Annotated in this window: 23 protein-coding genes and 6 pseudogenes; 23 read left to right on the forward strand and 6 right to left on the reverse strand. The window is 38.9% G+C overall.

The window, feature by feature from the left end; all coding sequences use genetic code 11:
* Positions 1-76 precede the first annotated feature (76 nt).
* A pseudogene (locus M2444_RS23740) lies at positions 77-487 on the reverse strand (C40 family peptidase).
* 428 nt (positions 488-915) lie between these two features.
* On the opposite strand from M2444_RS23740, the gene M2444_RS23745 reads away from it, so the two are divergent.
* The 6 genes from M2444_RS23745 to M2444_RS23770 all read left to right on the forward strand — a co-directional run bounded on the left by M2444_RS23745 (position 916) and on the right by M2444_RS23770 (position 4,407).
* Entirely contained in the window at positions 916-1,455 is a 540-nt protein-coding gene (locus tag M2444_RS23745; protein ID WP_143812217.1) for a hypothetical protein, read from the forward strand.
* 50 nt (positions 1,456-1,505) lie between these two features.
* The gene (locus M2444_RS23750) at positions 1,506-1,796 is read left to right on the forward strand and encodes a hypothetical protein (protein WP_094874487.1); all 291 of its coding nucleotides are present in this window, start codon (positions 1,506-1,508) and stop codon (positions 1,794-1,796) included.
* Between the two features lie 206 nt (positions 1,797-2,002).
* The gene (locus tag M2444_RS23755) at positions 2,003-2,215 is read left to right on the forward strand and encodes a DUF2933 domain-containing protein (RefSeq protein ID WP_094874488.1); all 213 of its coding nucleotides are present in this window, start codon (positions 2,003-2,005) and stop codon (positions 2,213-2,215) included.
* A gap of 296 nt (positions 2,216-2,511) precedes the next feature.
* Positions 2,512-3,621 (forward strand): YncE family protein, encoded by a 1,110-nt coding sequence (locus tag M2444_RS23760; RefSeq protein ID WP_094874490.1) that lies wholly within the window; start codon positions 2,512-2,514, stop codon positions 3,619-3,621.
* Between the two features lie 60 nt (positions 3,622-3,681).
* Positions 3,682-4,083, forward strand: coding sequence for a NusG domain II-containing protein (locus M2444_RS23765; RefSeq protein WP_094874491.1), 402 nt, complete (start codon positions 3,682-3,684; stop codon positions 4,081-4,083).
* A gap of 93 nt (positions 4,084-4,176) precedes the next feature.
* Positions 4,177-4,407: a hypothetical protein gene (locus tag M2444_RS23770; protein WP_094874492.1), complete on the forward strand. Its 231-nt coding sequence runs from the start codon at positions 4,177-4,179 to the stop codon at positions 4,405-4,407.
* 285 nt (positions 4,408-4,692) lie between these two features.
* Here M2444_RS23770 and M2444_RS23775 read toward each other — a convergent pair whose 3' ends face one another.
* The 3 genes from M2444_RS23775 to M2444_RS23785 form a co-directional block, all read right to left on the reverse strand.
* Positions 4,693-5,295 (reverse strand): hypothetical protein, encoded by a 603-nt coding sequence (locus M2444_RS23775; RefSeq protein WP_143812437.1) that lies wholly within the window; start codon positions 5,293-5,295, stop codon positions 4,693-4,695.
* The gene (locus M2444_RS23780) at positions 5,240-5,770 is read right to left on the reverse strand and encodes a hypothetical protein (RefSeq protein WP_094874494.1); all 531 of its coding nucleotides are present in this window, start codon (positions 5,768-5,770) and stop codon (positions 5,240-5,242) included. The genes M2444_RS23775 and M2444_RS23780 overlap by 56 nt, the downstream gene beginning before the upstream one ends.
* Positions 5,771-5,834: 64 nt before the next feature.
* Positions 5,835-6,017 carry a hypothetical protein gene (locus M2444_RS23785; RefSeq protein ID WP_094874495.1) on the reverse strand — a complete coding sequence of 61 codons (183 nt, stop codon included), beginning with the start codon at positions 6,015-6,017 and terminating at the stop codon, positions 5,835-5,837.
* A gap of 135 nt (positions 6,018-6,152) precedes the next feature.
* Between M2444_RS23785 and M2444_RS23790 the strand changes: the two are divergent.
* Positions 6,153-6,421 (forward strand): annotated as a pseudogene (locus tag M2444_RS23790) (heavy metal translocating P-type ATPase); the annotation flags it as partial.
* A gap of 438 nt (positions 6,422-6,859) precedes the next feature.
* A pseudogene (locus tag M2444_RS23795) lies at positions 6,860-7,060 on the forward strand (transposase); the annotation flags it as partial.
* A gap of 71 nt (positions 7,061-7,131) precedes the next feature.
* Here M2444_RS23795 and M2444_RS23800 read toward each other — a convergent pair.
* Positions 7,132-7,347 (reverse strand): annotated as a pseudogene (locus tag M2444_RS23800) (YmaF family protein); the annotation flags it as partial.
* Between M2444_RS23800 and M2444_RS23805 the strand changes: the two are divergent.
* The 14 genes and pseudogenes from M2444_RS23805 to M2444_RS23870 form a co-directional block, all read left to right on the forward strand.
* A pseudogene (locus M2444_RS23805) lies at positions 7,347-7,742 on the forward strand (cupin domain-containing protein); the annotation flags it as partial. The pseudogenes M2444_RS23800 and M2444_RS23805 overlap by 1 nt on opposite strands.
* Positions 7,743-8,021: 279 nt before the next feature.
* A complete protein-coding gene (locus M2444_RS23810; RefSeq protein ID WP_094874686.1) occupies positions 8,022-8,285 on the forward strand; it encodes an FAD/FMN-containing dehydrogenase in 264 nt (87 codons plus the stop codon).
* Positions 8,286-8,351: 66 nt separating this feature from the next.
* Positions 8,352-9,059, forward strand: a complete 708-nt coding sequence (locus M2444_RS23815) for a response regulator transcription factor (protein WP_094874685.1) — start codon at positions 8,352-8,354, stop codon at positions 9,057-9,059.
* Positions 9,049-10,401 carry a sensor histidine kinase gene (locus tag M2444_RS23820; protein WP_094874684.1) on the forward strand — a complete coding sequence of 451 codons (1,353 nt, stop codon included), beginning with the start codon at positions 9,049-9,051 and terminating at the stop codon, positions 10,399-10,401. Before M2444_RS23815 ends, M2444_RS23820 begins: the two co-directional genes overlap by 11 nt.
* A 14-nt stretch (positions 10,402-10,415) precedes the next feature.
* Positions 10,416-10,634, forward strand: a complete 219-nt coding sequence (locus M2444_RS23825; protein ID WP_094874683.1) for an SHOCT domain-containing protein — start codon at positions 10,416-10,418, stop codon at positions 10,632-10,634.
* Between the two features lie 286 nt (positions 10,635-10,920).
* Entirely contained in the window at positions 10,921-11,103 is a 183-nt protein-coding gene (locus tag M2444_RS23830) for a DUF2933 domain-containing protein (protein ID WP_094874681.1), read from the forward strand.
* 59 nt (positions 11,104-11,162) lie between these two features.
* A complete protein-coding gene (locus tag M2444_RS23835; protein WP_094874680.1) occupies positions 11,163-11,360 on the forward strand; it encodes a DUF2933 domain-containing protein in 198 nt (65 codons plus the stop codon).
* A gap of 164 nt (positions 11,361-11,524) precedes the next feature.
* On the forward strand, positions 11,525-12,136 hold the full coding sequence (locus tag M2444_RS23840; protein ID WP_256990066.1) for a response regulator transcription factor: 612 nt from the start codon (positions 11,525-11,527) through the stop codon (positions 12,134-12,136).
* 360 nt (positions 12,137-12,496) lie between these two features.
* Positions 12,497-12,805 (forward strand): hypothetical protein, encoded by a 309-nt coding sequence (locus M2444_RS23845; RefSeq protein WP_143812463.1) that lies wholly within the window; start codon positions 12,497-12,499, stop codon positions 12,803-12,805.
* Positions 12,806-12,862: 57 nt separating this feature from the next.
* Positions 12,863-13,564 (forward strand): hypothetical protein, encoded by a 702-nt coding sequence (locus M2444_RS23850; RefSeq protein ID WP_143812229.1) that lies wholly within the window; start codon positions 12,863-12,865, stop codon positions 13,562-13,564.
* Positions 13,565-14,248: 684 nt separating this feature from the next.
* Positions 14,249-14,575 (forward strand): response regulator transcription factor, encoded by a 327-nt coding sequence (locus M2444_RS23855; protein WP_341136375.1) that lies wholly within the window; start codon positions 14,249-14,251, stop codon positions 14,573-14,575.
* 5 nt (positions 14,576-14,580) lie between these two features.
* Complete coding sequence (locus M2444_RS23860) at positions 14,581-14,904, forward strand: winged helix-turn-helix domain-containing protein (protein WP_094874675.1); 324 nt, start codon at positions 14,581-14,583, stop codon at positions 14,902-14,904.
* A 155-nt stretch (positions 14,905-15,059) separates the two neighbouring features.
* Positions 15,060-15,269, forward strand: coding sequence for a hypothetical protein (locus M2444_RS23865; protein WP_094874674.1), 210 nt, complete (start codon positions 15,060-15,062; stop codon positions 15,267-15,269).
* Positions 15,270-15,500: 231 nt separating this feature from the next.
* A pseudogene (locus tag M2444_RS23870) lies at positions 15,501-15,695 on the forward strand (hypothetical protein); the annotation flags it as partial.
* Between the two features lie 119 nt (positions 15,696-15,814).
* Here M2444_RS23870 and M2444_RS23875 read toward each other — a convergent pair.
* Positions 15,815-16,300: a DUF6803 family protein gene (locus M2444_RS23875; RefSeq protein ID WP_094874673.1), complete on the reverse strand. Its 486-nt coding sequence runs from the start codon at positions 16,298-16,300 to the stop codon at positions 15,815-15,817.
* A gap of 171 nt (positions 16,301-16,471) precedes the next feature.
* Here M2444_RS23875 and M2444_RS23880 point away from each other — a divergent pair, with 171 nt between their 5' ends.
* The gene (locus M2444_RS23880; protein ID WP_094874672.1) at positions 16,472-17,053 is read left to right on the forward strand and encodes a TVP38/TMEM64 family protein; all 582 of its coding nucleotides are present in this window, start codon (positions 16,472-16,474) and stop codon (positions 17,051-17,053) included.
* Positions 17,054-17,120: the final 67 nt, after the last annotated feature.

Here is a 17,120-nt window from a genome sequence, read left to right on the forward strand (position 1 = left end):
AACAGAAGGTCAAAAAAATAAACCTTGCCAGTGTGGATAAAAGGGAGCAGTAGTTAATGCTGCTCCCTTTTTATTTCTATTTAAGAACGCTACCACCAAATAGAAAACGTTTTTCCCATTTGGTACCTTCAATGTTATCAATCCGAACTCCACCTGATTTTATGGAATAAGTTTGTATAATTTTACTGTTTCCGATATAAATGCCGTTATGCATAATTCGGGCCTTATTTTTGTTAATCCCCTTATAATCGGTTTCTTTGCTGCCACGGTAAGACATAAAGAACATAATGTCGCCCTGGTTTCAGGATTCTCCAGTTGGTTATGTCCATTCCGTTTTTTTGATATAAGCCCCTTGAGTCCTCGAATCTGCGGGTAGTATGATTCCCGTCCCTTCTAGATAAGCTTGTCTTACAAAATCAGAGCAATCGAAAGTTTTAGTGTTACTACGGATTGAACCAAACTCGTAAGGAGTGCCTAGATAATTCATTCCCTGTCTTATTACGTTCTCTCTCAGAGTACTCGCTGTTGCTGTCGACTGTAAAGGGAGCTCGCTAGCCGCATAGGTAGAAAGAATCCCAGATGGACTCGTGAATAATGTTATGGAGACGAAAAGATAGCTATTGTTTTTTTCATGTTGTGTTCCTCCTTATGTTGTCATGTGAATCTGCTCACATCCTAACATAGGGTTTTATAGATTTGTAAGGCGTAATATTTGGCACCATCATTTTCTATAAACTCCATTGAAACCACATAAAGTCCACATGATTCCCACAAGAACTTTAGCTACAATATGATTTTTTACAAGAACATTCTTTCTCCATACTTTTCCCAAAGTACATTGGTACGCTTGAAATACAGCAAGAGCATCAGAGTATTGTTAGACAAACTGTTCATTAAGAGGAGGAAATGATGCAGATGGACGAGTCGAGTATGCCGTCAGGGTTTAGAGTTTCTGGAAGTGCAGAAGGCATGATGGGCGCGGGGAACTATAATTCAGGTGGTGTGATGAGTGGCCTTTTATCTGGCTTGACTCAGTTGTTAGTTGTGGTGTTAATTCTTAGCCTGGCTATCGGACTAGGAGTATGGGTGAAGAACAAGTATTTTAAAGAATCATTTAACAGAGGGAAAGAATTCATTAGCAATGATCCTATGCTGAAGACGATAGTCGTTCTGGCATCCACCTTACTGGGTGTACTTGTGGTCTTGTATCTCTTGGGTATTCTGATGAATGGAGGATTTTATCCAAATCAAATTGGACTGATTTCCAGCTTAAGTGTTTCGGCAAAAATAACGTTTTTTATTATACTGTTGACCATCCTTATGATCATGGCATTGATTGCTTTCTTATTCAGCTATGTGAAACAATATATCACTATGGCTTCTTCAAATGGAGCTTTCCTTACCTCAGGAAAAAAAGAGAAGCCCACTCAAAAGGATAAAACAGCGAACGATTGAATCTAACATGGAATTGAAGAAATAACGATACGAAATTGGAGGGATTCAAAATGAAAAGCAATAATGGGTGGCTGAAACTAGCCATAATCTCGTTTGTTGGGTTAATTATCATGGTGGTAGGAGGAACCATGCAAGGGACTAGGAATGGTGTATCGATGGATCAGATGGAAAATATGATGCAACAGATGAACAAATTACAGCAGGAAATGATGCAAATGCAGCAAGGCTATATGGGACAACAGGGTTCTACTATGGGAAGCTCAGGCGGTATGATGGATGATGACATGAATATGAACAACGGCAATTCAAGCAGCAGTGGCGGCGGAATGGGAATGATGTAATCGTTCGAATAGTCAAATCCAATGGATTCAGGAAAAAGAACAAGCTGACTTCGGAAAAACCGGGTTACAGCTTGTTCTTTTCTTGTTAATAAATATTTGTGAATTTTTTCTATCTTTATGATTAACCCAATGTTTCTACATATTTTCTACATAGTCATTCCCTACAATGAGACTATAACAAATCATATTTTTATGGAGGTAACGATATGGATTGGTCTTGGCTAATCGCTCTGGTTTGTCCGTTAATGATGATATTTATGATGTTTGGTATGCGAGGTGGACACAGCCATGGTCCTCATAAGAAACAACTTTCCGCTGGTGAGGTACAGCAAGAATTATTGAATTTAAAAGCACAAAATGATTTATTGCAAAAAGAAGTGCAAGGGTTAAAAGATAAAGCAGTCGTAAGGGGGAATTAGGAATGAGTTGTTGTGGAAATCACAATCATGGAAAACAAGCCCACGAGGATAACGGTCATGATCACGGTGAAATAAAAAAACATGGTTGGTTTATGAAATTATGCTGCATCCTACCTATTGTTCTTATAGGGATTATGCTTGTAGCGAATTCTTCCAAAGGGGCATCTAGCAATATCTTAACATACAGCCTGTTACTTATTTGCCCGCTCTCACATTTAATATTGATGCCGCTAATGATGCGAAAGAGAAACATAAAATGATCCTTAATTACTTTAGTTGGAGGGCATAACTATACTATGAACAAAAAAATGATAATCGGTCTGTCTATCCTTATTCTTGCAGTAGGACTCACAGCATGTGGTAATGGTTCAAGTACGAAACTGAACTCTGCACTACCAGCTGCTAATAGTCAAACTGTAGAGTCGAATAAACCCTCCCCAGGAGAAGGAGCCTTGGAAGAAAGGGGAGTCTATTATACAGCGAATGAAGGAGGCAGCATCTCGAAGATAGATGCAGCCACCAATAAAGTACTAGATACCATTCAAATGGATGGAGCCGTTCACAATGTTCAGATTTCACCCGATGGAAAAACCGTTGGAGTAACGGTAGTCCCCGAAATGCCGGAGATGAGTGAGAGTGATGATAATCATAATTCCGATCATGACATGAACGGATCTGCGGTATTTTATGATACAGCAACAAACAATAAGATTCACCAGGTAGAGGTGGGATTACACCCTGCACATATCGTATTTACAGAAGACAATAAGTATATCCTGATCTCCAATAATGAAGATGATAATGTGACGGTTCTTGATGCCAAGACATATGGACAGGTAACAACAATTCCTACGGGAAAGGGACCGCATGGATTTAGAGTTTCTGCAGATAGTAAATTCGCTTATGTTGCTAATATGAAGGAAGATACCGTCAGCGTGTTAAACCTCCAAACGATGAAAGAAGAACAGAAGATTACGGCAGGACAGACTCCTGTTACAACAGGTATAACAAGTGATGGTCAAACCTTGGTTGTTACGCTTAACGCTGAAAATGCAGTTACCATAATGGATTTGGAAAAAGGTAGTAGTGTGAAAGTACCTGTTGGTGCAGGCCCTGCACAAGTCTTTATCCAGTCAGATGATCAATATGCCTTTGTTGCCAATCAAGGTACAGAGGAAAACCCTTCAAACAGCATTTCCAAAATCGATTTGAGTACACAGCAAGTGGTTGCAACCATAGAAACCGGCAAGGGTGCTCATGGTGTCGTAACAAGTACGGATAATATCCGCATATATGTAACGAACATGTTTGACAATACCGTCAGCGTCATAGATAACCAAGAAAACAAGGTGATCTCCCAGGTTAATGTAGGTGCAACTCCGAATGGTATTAGTTACACACCCTAAGCTGATATAGAGTTCATATTGATTTTCAATGAATGAGTACAAAGCGAGAGGGTAAGGACGTTGCAGAACATAAAACGTGGAGACGTTGTGATTATTGGTATCGTACTTTTCATTGTAGGTTTGATATACGGAGTGAAATGGTTTGATTCACGGAATGATACGTATGTTCAAGGCCAGTTAGTTGCCCAAATCACGGTGGATGGCAGAACATATAAGACCGTCAATTTAACAAAGGAAGAGCAAATTATCGATATCCAAACTAAATACGGACATGATACCTTGAAGGTATTTGATTACGGTATCCAGATGATATTTTCTGATTGTCCCAAAAAAATCGCCTTACAAATGGGCTTTATTTCGAAGCCTCATCAGCAGATCATTTGTATTCCTAACCGGGTGATGGTTGAAGTACTTAACCCAGGCGGTAATAAAAATGCGGATGAACTTGACGCTGTCATTTAACTTTTGGGATTTCCTTGAACAAAAATATTTATTTCTGAACTTCATTCATCCCCGTTTATTCAGAGAAGAAGAAAATATAGGAGGAGATACTAAATGAGAAAGAAGTTTTGGATTGGTCTTAGCACAGTTATATTAGCGATGGGTATTGGAACAGCAGTATATGCAGCGGGAGATGAAACATCCCACCTGAAGGACATGCTTCCCTTCATGAAGGAGATGCACCCTAATATGTCCGAAGATCAGTTATTAGACATGCATCAATCCGGAGACATGAGCAAAATGATGCAAGGTGCCGATATGAGCAAAATGATGCAATCGATCTAAGAGGGCTTTCAAATAACAAGCTGACTTCCCGTTTTGAACCGGTTGTCAGCTTTTTTCATTTTTAAGAATATGTATTCATACTTGTAGGAAGCACGAAGTCCTATAGAGTTTGTTGCATTTCCGACATCCATCACCTGCGAAATAAAAATCAGAAATTAAACTGGATCTTGATCGGTTAAACTGAGCTTAGGAGGGGGCATTATTCTCCTTTAAATTGCCCTAAAGGACTCCTCAGGCACATCGTAGAAGAGCAGTGTATGGATGTTGGGACTCACTGATTAAGATTTATGAGCCAAGAAGTAAATTCTCAATGTACTTTTCCAATAAATTCAGTCCCACTTGTCCAATACTTGATCCTGCTTTCACTGTGAATTCCTTGATTTTTTGCATAGCGGTAACCTTGTTAGTTTCAGGAGTTGTTTCATCTTTCAATTCATCAAGTGCAGTTTTTAAATTTAAATACTCTATCTTTGACGACGTTTTATCTTTGAATATTCTTAATAATTGTTCATCAAAATCATTATAATTTAAACCTCCATTTATTTCTTTTGCTATAATTCCCCTTACATTGGAGAGGATTTGTGGGTTGTGAATGTTTACTGTATCTACGTTACTAATGAATCCATTAAGATAGTCAGGACTTGTAATATCTAAGAAAGAGTCTGGTCTTGTCGTTGTAACCATGCTGTTGATTGGATCTGGTGAACCCAGGTCAATCATTTCAGAATGCAATCTATGTTTAATAGCTAACAACTTTGATTCTTGTTCATATTTAATATCTATTGCTAATCTTTTTGCTTCTCTAGCATATTTACTTATAATTTTACTCATCTCATTTACTTGATAAATTTGCATCCAATAGCATACTACTTGCTTGATTAACATCATTTGCACAAACTTCTAAAAAGTCAGTGAATTCAGTGAATGATCTTTCAAAGTTCTCTGAATCCAACGTTTGATCATCACAATAAAAAGAGTATATTACACCATTCTGAGTATTCATTTGATCTAGGTTTACGTTGAATCCCTTCGTTTTCTTAAGATAGTCTGAAAAAAGGGAGAGGAGCTTATCAATTTCATTTGACCATAACTGTTCATTGTTTACATATAACCTAAAAAGTAATCCTTTTGTGGTTTCTTTTAAAAAGGCTCTAGTTGATACTGAAATTTCTAATCTCCGATTATAAGGAACAATTTCAACCCCGCAGTTGATAAGATAATCTATAACTAATTTCTGTTGTGTTTTGCCTGCTTCCCGTTCTTTCTTATACTCTTCATCATCAAGTTCAAGCTCGACGTCAGAATTGAATATGTATTTCAAGTTATCTTCATACACATAGACTTTGTGAAAATATGGTTTCATTGCGGTACATATTCTCCTTAGGCCTTCGAAGTATTCGTCGTCGCAACATCTAAGAATAGCACTTTCAGTCAACTTCATAAAAACATGTGAAATATTCTCTTGTTTTCTGTTTAGCATCTCTCCAATTATCAGGAGAAGAACTTAATAGTTTATTTATATATACCTTATCTAATATCTTTAATTCATTGACAATTGATTCTGTTGTTAATTCACCGATTAACAATACCTTTTCCTGTAGGTTATTCATACGAAATCGCTCCTTATTTTCTTTTATTACTTTCATTTGGCTAATCTTAAGCACTATTAAACATGCTCTAATTTATGAACGTTGTAAGTAAGGTATTATCTTGATTGTATATTCGTGAAAGTTTTAAACTATCCTGCCATGAATACTGGAACGGACGTTGCGATGGAGGCAGTAGATGTAACTCTGATTCGAGGTGACTTGACGAGTATTCCTGATGCCATATATATGAGCCACAAGACAATGACTAAGACCCGCCAGAATCTGTTCTGGGCTCTTGGTTAAAATACTCTGGGTTATTCTTTGCTGCTGGACTCTTGGCGCCTTGGGTTGTAGGAGTGGCTATGGCACTTAGCTCTGTATCCGTAGTTCTAAATGCTCTTCGATTACAACGTGTAAAGCTATAAACATGAAGCGGGTCTGGTATCCCTTTGGTTATCAGAAGTTACGTGTCTCCTACTTTCGATGATTTCAAAAAAGACTTCGAAGAATATCGAGGCCACTGAAAAAGTCCCAATACTAATTTCTCTAAAGACTATACATCCAAGGTGTCAGTTGTAACTACGGGGAATATTTGGACTTCCGGCCGCTGTTGTCGTAAGAATTTCTTGAATTGTACCGCTGTTCGCGGATGAAATTCGGAGACAAAGGCGGTCGCTTTCGCTCCTACAGTTCCAAATTCCCCCTTCGCTACGCTCCTCTAATGTTTTTTAAATTCAAATTATACGGGCGTCTTTTAGAGGGCTATGAAAACTCCATTTCAGGACACCCTTCCTCGATCTTTTCGAGGAAGGGTGTCCTGTTTTGCTGTATATTTATTGTATTAATTCTAGGTGGTGACCCGGATGATTTCAAACCAACAATCCCTTAACCTCAGTCCATTTATGGCGTTTTACGATATCGTCGTACCTAAAGATAATATGCTACGACAAATAAATGACCTCGTAGATTTTTCTTTTGTCCATGAAGAATTACAGAATAAATATTGCCTAGATAATGGTCGAAATGCTGTGCCTCCCATTCGAATGTTCAAGTACTTACTTCTAATTCTCAAGGAATACATGCCTGAGTATCATGTTTAAGTTCTGATGTATGTTTTTCATAAGTTCGTTTGATATCAGTGCCCTTCCTCATCGCCAGTTTTCTCTCTATACCTATGGGAGTGTGGGATCCTGCCGTTTACTGTTGTATACCCTTCAAAGTGATGGTAATGACTGCCTCCTACCAAAGGAATTGCGGGCCCTGTTGTACCTCTAATTAGGTGAACATGCTGATCATTAAATGAGGTTTCTACATTATAATTATGAACATGCGGGACTCCACTAGGAGCTGGATTACGGAAAGAAACCGTTCGTCATCAACATTGAGCAAGTAACGAAACTGAATAATACCTTTCGAACTGCATTATGGTCGGGAGAATATTTTCAAGTTACAGTTATGAGCATTCCGGTTGGAGATGACATTGGTTTAGAAGTACACCCTCATACAGACCAATTTATCCGAATTGAAGAGGACCAGGGTCTCGTTCAAATGGGTGACTCGAAAAATAAGCTGGATTTTGAGACAATGGTCTACGATAACTATGCCATATTGATCCCTGCAGGCAAATGGCATAACTTAACGAACACTGGAAATATACCGTTAAAAGTTTATGTTATTTACGCGCCACCAGAGCATCCGACCGGAACCATACATGTTACAAAGGCGGAGGCAATGGTATCACATTGATAGACGACGCTTTAAATTTAGTATTTATAACTTCAGTTTCATTCAGCAGACAATTATCGAATAGAACAACTGATTTGAAGAAACATAATGTCAAACATGTACGCAATGCGCCAACATTAGTCCCCTCCTTAGTTAAATGAGCCTTTCACCGGATAAAGTTGAGTGAAAGGCTTCTTTCTCGTGTTCATATCCTTTTGCTATCTTCATAACTTCTTCATAAGCTGCAAATTTGTTCTTCATAACTCTCTTATATAGTGTAACTATAAGGAGGAGATACAAATGAAGAAACTTTGGATTGGATTATCAGCATTGGTACTTGTTATGGGGATTGGAACCGCTGGCGCTTACGCTGCAACAGCAAACAATGATACTAACGGCAGCAGTTTTTTCGAAAAAATGCTACCCTTTTCCAAACAAATGCACCCAAACCTGTCAGAGGACCAAATCAAGCAAATGCATGACAATTGCAGCACTTCAAACGGTACGGGAAGTTCAGGAATGATGCAGAATTCTCAATATAGCAGGGGTATGATGAACTTCTAATCCGATCATGATAAGATAAGACCTCATAGAAATGAGGTCTGTCTCATTTTAACAACAAAGCAGGTGATGAAGTTCGTGAAAATTTTAGTGGTGGATGATGAAGAAAATATCCTGCAGGTCATTAAGGCTTATTTGGAAAAGAATAATTATATTGTGTACAAAGCCGATACAGGAAGAGGCGCGATTCATCTTTTTGAAAACTTACAGCCCGATCTGATCGTGCTGGATTTGATGCTTCCGGATATGACCGGAGAGGAAGTATGCAGAATGGTACGTAAATCATCGAACGTTCCGATACTCATGCTGACTGCAAAGAGCAGTGAGGACGATATGGTGAATGGGCTCATGATTGGAGCCGATGATTATATTACCAAACCATTCAGCCCAAGAGAGCTGCTCGCCCGGGTGATTAGTCTTTTAAGAAGAACCAATCAGCGGGAACAAGGGAATATGTCACTGCTGTCATATGCGCAAGGCTGTTTAACAATGGATTTGGAACGTTATGAGGTGAGAATTCACGAGGAGCCCGTATCCCTTACCCATATGGAGTTTAAGCTGCTGGAAATTTTAGCGAAGCATCCGAAGAGAGTGTTCTCACGCCTTGAACTGGTTAACCTTACCCAGGGTGATACCTTTGAAGGATTCGAGCGAACCATCGATGTTCATATCAAGAATATTAGACAAAAAATTGGCGATGACCCTAAACACCCTGTTTTTATCGGTACAGTATTTGGAGTGGGATATAAATTCTTGGTGAGTCCGGATGAGAAATAGAGGCGGATTGAGCAGAAAGCTTCTTATATCCCATGCCGGTGTGGCTCTTGCTGCGCTTCTGTCTATTGTCCTGCTTGTCAACATAGTAATGAATGTTTCGTTCAACCAATATCAGAAAAACCAGGAGCGGGCGGAAATACAAACGTTACTGGAAGTTCTAAAAGAAGCTTATAATGAGTCAACCAGCCAATGGAATACAAATGTATGGATGATGATTTCGCACCAGGCGATGGTTAGTGAATATATCGTTCGTGTATATGACAAAGACCACCAATTGATTTGGGACACTAGCCAAATGGGGATGCAAAGAGAAGTGAATTCCCAGCCTAAGCAAGACACCATTACAAAAGCAATCGTAAAAGACAATCAGCAGGTCGGGACATTGGAATTTCAACCAGTGAACGAAACATCGCAAAGCCAAAATCAGCAGTTTCTGCGAATGTTTAATACATTGTTATGGGCCGCAATGATTCTCGTTATTGCCGGGACGTATCTGTTTAGCCGCTATATGGCCAAAAGCATTAGCAAGCCTCTTTTAGAGATTAAAGATATCGCTTCGCGAATGAGAGAGGGAGATCTCACTTCCCGGGTTGAAGTTATAAATCAAAATACAGAGATTGATGACGTGGGGCGTGCGCTCAATCATTTGGCTGAAGGGTTGGAAAAGCAAGATCAGTTAAGGAAATCACTGACTGCTGATGTGGCGCATGAGCTGCGAACGCCCTTAACTACTATACAAAGCCATTTGGAAGCTTTTCAGGATGGCATATGGGAACCGACGCCGAATAAGCTTCAAGTGTGTCATGATCAAGTCCTGCGACTGGTTCGACTCATCAGTGATTTGGAAAATCTGGCTGCAGTAGAGAATCCAATGGTTCAGCTGAAGACGGAGATCGTATCTCTTAACGATATTGTTGAGATGTCGTTAAATACAGTATCCAGCCAGTTTAGGCATAAAGGACTTACAGCTGACCTGATAAGTACAAATGACGTTTGGATCACAGGGGACCGTTCGCGGCTCGTTCAGGTATTCGTAAATCTGATAAGCAATGCATTCAAATATACGAGTTCTGGAAGTATTCATATTGAAGTGTTAAAAGAGAAAGCAGAGGGCGTAGTCATCGTATCCGATACCGGAATGGGAATACCTGAAGGTGAACTTTCCTATATCTTTGAACGTTTCTACCGCGGGGAGAAATCAAGGAATCGAAAGACTGGCGGAGCCGGAATAGGACTAGCGGTTGTTAAAGCCATAGTGGATGCTCATGCCGGATCTATTCATGTTGAAAGTGAGAATAAAAAGGGAACTACTGTTTGTGTTCGTCTTCCATTAATTCGATGAAAGGATGAGAGGAAATGATGATGGGTTATGGCTCTGGGTTCGGAACATTTGGATTAGTCATCAATTTTTTACTGATCGTAGGTGTAATCTATTTGGTGATAAAATGGGTTGGGGGCAATGGGAATTCACGATTTATTGACAATACTCCAGAGAGAATCTTGGATGAACGCTTTGCAAGAGGTGAAATCACGGAGGAAGATTATTACCGGATGAAGAGCATTTTGCGGGATTGATAACATTAATGGAGATATGGCAAAAGAACAAGGAGCCCACCTCATTTGATTTATCTCCCTCCTGGTTTGTTTATAATTCTAAAAAGATCATCTTTTGGGGAAACGAGAAATATTTGCTCAGAAAGAAACTTATCCATCAAGCAATTCTAAACCGGATGTCTTTAAATGTTCACTTGATCAGCGGTGAAACGTATTGTGGTGTATGTAAGGAGCATGAATTATAACCACACATAACTCATCTACAATAAAAACATCAACATAAGCAACATACAGAGGAGGTATACAGATGGAGTGGTCTTTATTACTGTTGTTGATTTGTTCGCTAATGATGATGTTTGGGATGAAAATGTTGCATGGTCAAGGATCTTTTTCAAACGGAACAAAATCAGAGTGGAGTCTTGAGAAAGAATACAATGAGCTAAGAGTGCAGAATGAACAATTGAAAAAAATCCGCCATTTGTCTAAATAAATCATATTCTTAGAAATAAATAAACGACATGAGAAGATAATACTGAGGAGGAATTTAAGATGGATTGGTCAATACTGCTGTTGTTAATTTGTTCGTTAATGATGATATTTATGATGTTTGGGATGCGGAGGACGCATGGTCAAGTTGGAGGCTCTAATCAGTCACAATCAGATTGGAGTCTTCATCAAGACTATAATGAGATAAAAGTGCAAAACGAACAATTGAAAAAAGAAATCGGAAAGTTATCCATTAACTAAGTGTACTATCCTAGTGTCTAAATTATATCTTCAATACAAAGGCATAAAAATGTACAGGAACTAGAATGTATGGTAGGTGAGAATAGTGTTTAAACATCGAGTGTTAATTGTAGATAATACAGGGCTACGAGAAATTCGATCCGCTTTTACTTATTGGGTCAATAATAGAAGCAACTACGGGTCAGGAAGCGCTGGCGATGATAAAAAATCATCCCTTTGATATTATCCTATTGGATGCCAGAATACCGGATATGGATGGATGCCAAGTATGCCAAATACTTAGAGAAACAGACACTATACCGATTCTTATGCTCTCATCGTGTACAGAACTCAAGAATAAAGTTCGTTGTTTTCGGATCGGTGCGGATGATTTCTTAACCAAATCTTTTGATTTGGAAGAATTGTTAGCCCGAATGAATGCTTTATTACGCCGGGTAGCGATGACACAAACTTCCTTTTCAATGGCAAATACGTTGAATTTCTCGAGGATAAAGCTACACTTTAATCTTAGAGAGATTCAAATAGATGAGACTGTTGTATCACTAACTGAAAAGGAGATGGAGTTACTCGCTACCCTTGCTAAGAACAGTCAATTCGTATCTACCAGAGATGAACTGATAGATAGTATATTCGGATACGATGGGGGGACACGTGTTATAGATTCTCATATTAAAAATATATGTAAGAAACTGAAAAGTGCGGGTTTAGAATATAACCCTATACAAACAATAAGAGGAGTTGGATACAAGTTCTTAGTTTTCACTGAGAACGAGTAGTGAAAAAATCACATTAAGCCGGGCTGAATAATGAGTTATCTTAATTAAAAAGGTCTAAGAAAAGAGGGGCATGCTTCGGCAGCTCCTCTTTTTGCTATATCAATTGGAAATGTTAGTAACTCAACTTGAGTAAAAATACATAAAACAGGGCATCCCTAATGAAAAATGAAATGAAGTAGGTGAGAGCATATTGGTATAAAAAAATAGTTATTACGATTGCCCTCTTTATTATGGTATTTCATCCGTCTGATACAGTTCACGGACAATAGAGGTACCGGCGAAAGTCGCTTTTATTCGGAACGGCAACGTAGGGTGTATGTAAATGGTACGGAGAGCCAGGTATCTAGTTCGGGGAAGGCTTTGAGCCTAGATTGGTCCGCTGATGGAGTGTTACTTTCCTATGTTGAAGAAGATGGAGAAAATCCGCCTCAGCAGAGCGTTAAGATCTATGATGTTAGCACCAAAAAAACAATAAAAATCTATAAAGGGTATTTGTCGAGGTGGACTCCCCACGGTAGTATTCTTGCCTATAAATACAGTACTGTGCTCAATGTTTCAGACTTGAAGAAGTTTAATAACGCTGCAATTGGAGTAGATGAATATGTCTGGATTCCTGACGGCAGCGGATTTATTCTATCAAAAAATGGCGACCTCACACCGGAAGGTTGAATGGGAGCGACGCTTTATAAGAAGATACTGCCGAAGAATTGGGCGGGGGCGAGCTCTTTGGAGAACGTCGAAAAATTTTATAGGCTATCGAATGAGATATCAAATAACGGTTCAAAAATCATTGCGGTCAATCCCAGTGATTTTTCTTTCTCGCGGAGCGGCAGCTGGCTTTCATTTGTTGTATCACCAACAGCATCCTGGTCTATGGACAGCAATATGGTTTGCGCGATCTCATCCGATGGTCGTCATTTTGAAGTATTGGATGAAATCATTTTAGAAGTCGGACGTCCGAAATGGGCACCTTCGAAAGACAGCTTAGCGTATATTGCAGGTGGGGGAAGACTTGTGTTTGGGTTTAAGGAGAAAGATTTAATGACGAAGGAATTCCCTACATTTACAACTTATACACCGGAGAATTACGCCGACTTGGATTTTGCTTGGAAGGACGACGATACGATTTACGTCTCTCGGGTTAAAGAAGCGGAATGGTCAAATGATTTTTCTAAACTCCCTTTGCCAGCTTTATATATTGTGGATACCGTATCAGGCGAACAAACCACCAAGGTTACAATTCCACCAGAAGGATATGGCGATTACGGTCCCGACTACATTCATTCCGTCGATAAATTGATTTGGATACGAAAATACCATTATACAGACACGAATATCTGGATTTCCAATCCTGGCGGAAGTGACGCATACCTATGGCTGAAAAGTGCCGCCTCGCCGGTAATTTATCATCGTCGAAAGGATTCCTAACAGTAATTTCATTCAACTAACGGAAAGATTAGATGAATAAACTAGCGGCAGTTTAAGAGTTTTTCTCGTGCTGTTTTTTTACTGGTGTCCATCTAATTTCAGGAAGAGTTTCCGCTTGTGTACCTAGTGGTTCTTCCGGATTCGGACCGGGTCTCTGGCCGCCGGACGTCCAACTGTATGCCAAAAACAGTTCATGCTCAGGCTACTTTTATTTTCTCTTAATAGTGTCGGTCGCATTACGGATACCTTCCTCTAGGTTATCAGTCTATAACTTATTTATCAAAGGCTGACGATTTCTTAGCTCCAAAACCTTGTAGAATCAACGATTCCAGTCTAAACTATATTTTCTTCATATATCTGAGTGGAAAATAGGGTTAGTGATGAGAGATAAGATGACAGAACAAAATGAATTTTTATTTGCTGTAGGCAAATTTTGTCAGTAAGTTGAGCGACGAAATGTACTAGAAATAAGTCCATAAAAATCACATTCTTTCAACATTGAGTCCACACATAATCCTTCTACAATGGAAATGATAAAAGAGAGCTTTTTATAAAGGAAGTAAACCAATGGTTTTATTTTGGTTACCGTTATTGATTCTCTAAATTTGTTGATATGAGTTAGTTCTTACAATTTTATTCGTTGCTTTCTTTTCATTCCGAACATCATAACTACCATTGAGTATGATGACTAATCATCGAGTATTAATTATTCATAGTGACCGAAATATCAGAAATTTGCTTCGGATTTTTTTATTGGAAAAAGGATTTTCGATAAAGGTAGCAGCAACGTGTAGTTATGCGTTAACTATGGTGAAAAAGCATTCTTTTAATATCATCCTATTGGATGACTTATTGCCGGATATAGAAGAATCCCATGTTCTCGAAATCGTTAAAGATACTAAATGGATACCACTCCTTGAGCTTTCTGCGGGCAAAGCAACATTGGATAAAGTGGGTTGTTTTGGGGTGGACAGTTACTTGGTCAATCCTTTTCATTTACAGGAAAGTTAAGCCGAATGAATTCTTTATTGAGCAGATCAACCCTAATACAAGCTTCACAAGTTCCTCTAACAGAATTACATGTTATGGATTCGTCGGATATGAAAATACGATTAGATGATAACGAGCTTTATATGCAGGGAACATCCATTCCTTTAACTAAAAAAGAGACTGTATTACTTGTTACACTTGCAAAGAGTAAACAACGTGTATTTACCCGTAAAGAATTGGTAGAGGAAATGTTTGGAATTGATTATAGGGGAGGATACCGAATTGTTTATACCCATATAAAAAACATACGAAAAAAACTTAACAGTGCAGGTTTGGAATATAGTCCTTAACAAACCATACGGGGAGTGGGATATAAGTTCCTTGTTTCTAGAGAGGACGAATAATGAACTCATGGGTCTAAAGGATTTGTAATGTTCTTTATAACTGTTTGATAATCCATTCTTTCTAAAGCTTTCAGGGAAGAAATATTAAAAGGCGGGTTGATATGAAATTATCGCGAAAGCTAATGCTCTTTATTTCCACCGTTACTTTGCTACTGACGATTTCACAAGGTACATACGCTATTCTTGGAATGGAATCTCAAATAGAACATATTGCTTCGCAAAAAATGATATCCAACAGTTCAATGGCGATGGCATTGATTAATGAGAAATTCCCAGGTGAATGGATATTAAAAGAAGGAAAGTTGTATTAAGGGGACCTTATCATTGATGGTAGCGATGTAGTGACGGATTCCATAGGGAGCTTAACAGGAGACGAAATTATTATATTCAAAGGAAATAAGAGTGTAGCTATATCAGGCGAGATGGAACAGGGTGAAGCAATGCTACCTGAAATCCAACTGCTATGAACGAATTTGTCAATTCCCCTGTATTCCCCTTTTAACCAAGGTGTTTTCAATCCTTTGGGCATAGAGACAAAACCTGATGCCATCTATATGAGCCGCAAGACAATGACGAACATCCGCCAGAATCTGTTCTGGGCTCTTGGTTACAATACACTGGGGATTCCTATTGCTGCTATCGGTCTCTTGGCTCCTTGGGTCGCAGGAGCAGCTATGGCACTAAGTTCTGTATCCGTAGTTCTAAATGCCCTTCGCTTACAACGAGTAAAACTATAATGATTTAGCGATACAGAAATCCTTTACAAAAACAAAAGTTTGTGACACCTACATTCGATGTTTTCTATAAAAAAAGACTTCGAAGTATATCTTCGAAGTCTTTTTGCAATCTTTCTTTATTACTGATTCATACCAGCCATTCCGCTTACAATCTCAGGATTAACCATCCCAAAGATCATGGCGATGTGTGCAACAACGAGAAACCCGCTGACGAGAATAAAGTGAAGCTTGAGCTTTCCTTCTTCCGAACGTTTACGGCCGATAAGCCCAAGCTCCAAAAGAGCCAGAGGCAGCAGGAAGAATACGCCACTGAGGTAAAATCCAACCGCGACTACGTCTACCCAGGAATGCCACTCTCCATTTACGGTCAGAGGGACAAAAGCTGTCGGGAAGAGATACAAGAAAACTCCTGTAAAGTAGAGACCGGCCAAAATACTGCAGATTCGGTTAAACGCCTTTAATCCACCCTGGACGTTTTTGTTGAAAAGGATAAAGAACTCGGTTACTGTAATAGTCTCAGCAAAAATGACGGGGATTGCCATAAAGATGATCAGATTCCACGGCTGGCTGTCCATAAGAAGGGACATGTAATGAGTCATGTTCATTGATTAATTCCCTCCATTTATATAATTACTGCAAGAGTTATCATATGTGGAAAGTTTGTAGAAGAGATTGGAGAAGGAGTATCAATAGATGGAAAATAGAGTTGAAGATATAGAGTATAGAATTCGTTTAGAAGATAGGTATACTACGTGGATTGAAAGTGAAGGGGAAGTATGGAATACCTAGGAGTGGATTCAGAATTACTCATGCGGTGGCTGATGGTATGGGGAGCCTGGGCAGTCCTCATAAGTTTATTGATAAATGTGGTCATAAGTGTTGTAGGAATCATTCCATCAGTGGCACTAACGACTGTGAATATGTTAGTCTTTGGTGTGGTTCCCGGGTTTCTTCTCTCTTGGATCGGAGAAGTTTTAGGGGCAGCCGTCTCTTATCTTCTTTATCGCAAAGGTACCTTAACTTATAAGGAGAAATATCGTCCGAATAAAACCATCAAATGGCAGTCCCAGATTCAATCATTAAGTCCGAAGCGTCAGTTTTTTAGCATAATAATTGTCCGATCAGCGCCGTTAATTCCTTCATCATTAGTCACTCTAATCTGCGTTATTTCCAAAGTAGGCTTTTCAAGTTTTATAGTTGCTTCTGCGATAGGTAAAATACCATCGTTGCTACTTGAGACACTCATTGGCTATGGATATGTTAATCTAATGGACACTAAATTCAAGTTAATGATTACAATTTTGTTTCTTTTATTGAGCACCATTATTTTTTATCTTGATAGAAAGAAAAAGGGATAATGCATGGACAATAGAAAAATAGTTACTTATATAAATAGGGTTTTTGCGTAATTAAAGCTCGAAAATC

It is taken from the genome of Paenibacillus sp. PastF-3, assembly GCF_029893135.1.
GTDB lineage: Bacteria > Bacillota > Bacilli > Paenibacillales > Paenibacillaceae > Paenibacillus_AQ > Paenibacillus_AQ nitricinens.

Coding starts and splice junctions, on each gene's coding strand:
- M2444_RS23755 (WP_094874488.1), top strand. CDS start 2,003: ATGGATTGGTCTTGGCTAATCGCTCTGGTTTGTCCGTTAATGATGATA.
- M2444_RS23875 (WP_094874673.1), bottom strand. CDS start 16,300: ATGAACATGACTCATTACATGTCCCTTCTTATGGACAGCCAGCCGTGG.
- M2444_RS23880 (WP_094874672.1), top strand. CDS start 16,472: ATGGAATACCTAGGAGTGGATTCAGAATTACTCATGCGGTGGCTGATG.
- M2444_RS23780 (WP_094874494.1), bottom strand. CDS start 5,770: ATGAAACCATATTTTCACAAAGTCTATGTGTATGAAGATAACTTGAAA.
- M2444_RS23785 (WP_094874495.1), bottom strand. CDS start 6,017: ATGAATAACCTACAGGAAAAGGTATTGTTAATCGGTGAATTAACAACA.
- M2444_RS23760 (WP_094874490.1), top strand. CDS start 2,512: ATGAACAAAAAAATGATAATCGGTCTGTCTATCCTTATTCTTGCAGTA.
- M2444_RS23825 (WP_094874683.1), top strand. CDS start 10,416: ATGATGATGGGTTATGGCTCTGGGTTCGGAACATTTGGATTAGTCATC.
- M2444_RS23865 (WP_094874674.1), top strand. CDS start 15,060: ATGAAATTATCGCGAAAGCTAATGCTCTTTATTTCCACCGTTACTTTG.
- M2444_RS23750 (WP_094874487.1), top strand. CDS start 1,506: ATGAAAAGCAATAATGGGTGGCTGAAACTAGCCATAATCTCGTTTGTT.
- M2444_RS23770 (WP_094874492.1), top strand. CDS start 4,177: ATGAGAAAGAAGTTTTGGATTGGTCTTAGCACAGTTATATTAGCGATG.
- M2444_RS23815 (WP_094874685.1), top strand. CDS start 8,352: ATGAAGTTCGTGAAAATTTTAGTGGTGGATGATGAAGAAAATATCCTG.
- M2444_RS23855 (WP_341136375.1), top strand. CDS start 14,249: ATGACTAATCATCGAGTATTAATTATTCATAGTGACCGAAATATCAGA.
- M2444_RS23860 (WP_094874675.1), top strand. CDS start 14,581: ATGAATTCTTTATTGAGCAGATCAACCCTAATACAAGCTTCACAAGTT.
- M2444_RS23775 (WP_143812437.1), bottom strand. CDS start 5,295: ATGATGTTAATCAAGCAAGTAGTATGCTATTGGATGCAAATTTATCAA.
- M2444_RS23835 (WP_094874680.1), top strand. CDS start 11,163: ATGGATTGGTCAATACTGCTGTTGTTAATTTGTTCGTTAATGATGATA.
- M2444_RS23745 (WP_143812217.1), top strand. CDS start 916: ATGGACGAGTCGAGTATGCCGTCAGGGTTTAGAGTTTCTGGAAGTGCA.
- M2444_RS23820 (WP_094874684.1), top strand. CDS start 9,049: ATGAGAAATAGAGGCGGATTGAGCAGAAAGCTTCTTATATCCCATGCC.
- M2444_RS23810 (WP_094874686.1), top strand. CDS start 8,022: ATGAAGAAACTTTGGATTGGATTATCAGCATTGGTACTTGTTATGGGG.
- M2444_RS23830 (WP_094874681.1), top strand. CDS start 10,921: ATGGAGTGGTCTTTATTACTGTTGTTGATTTGTTCGCTAATGATGATG.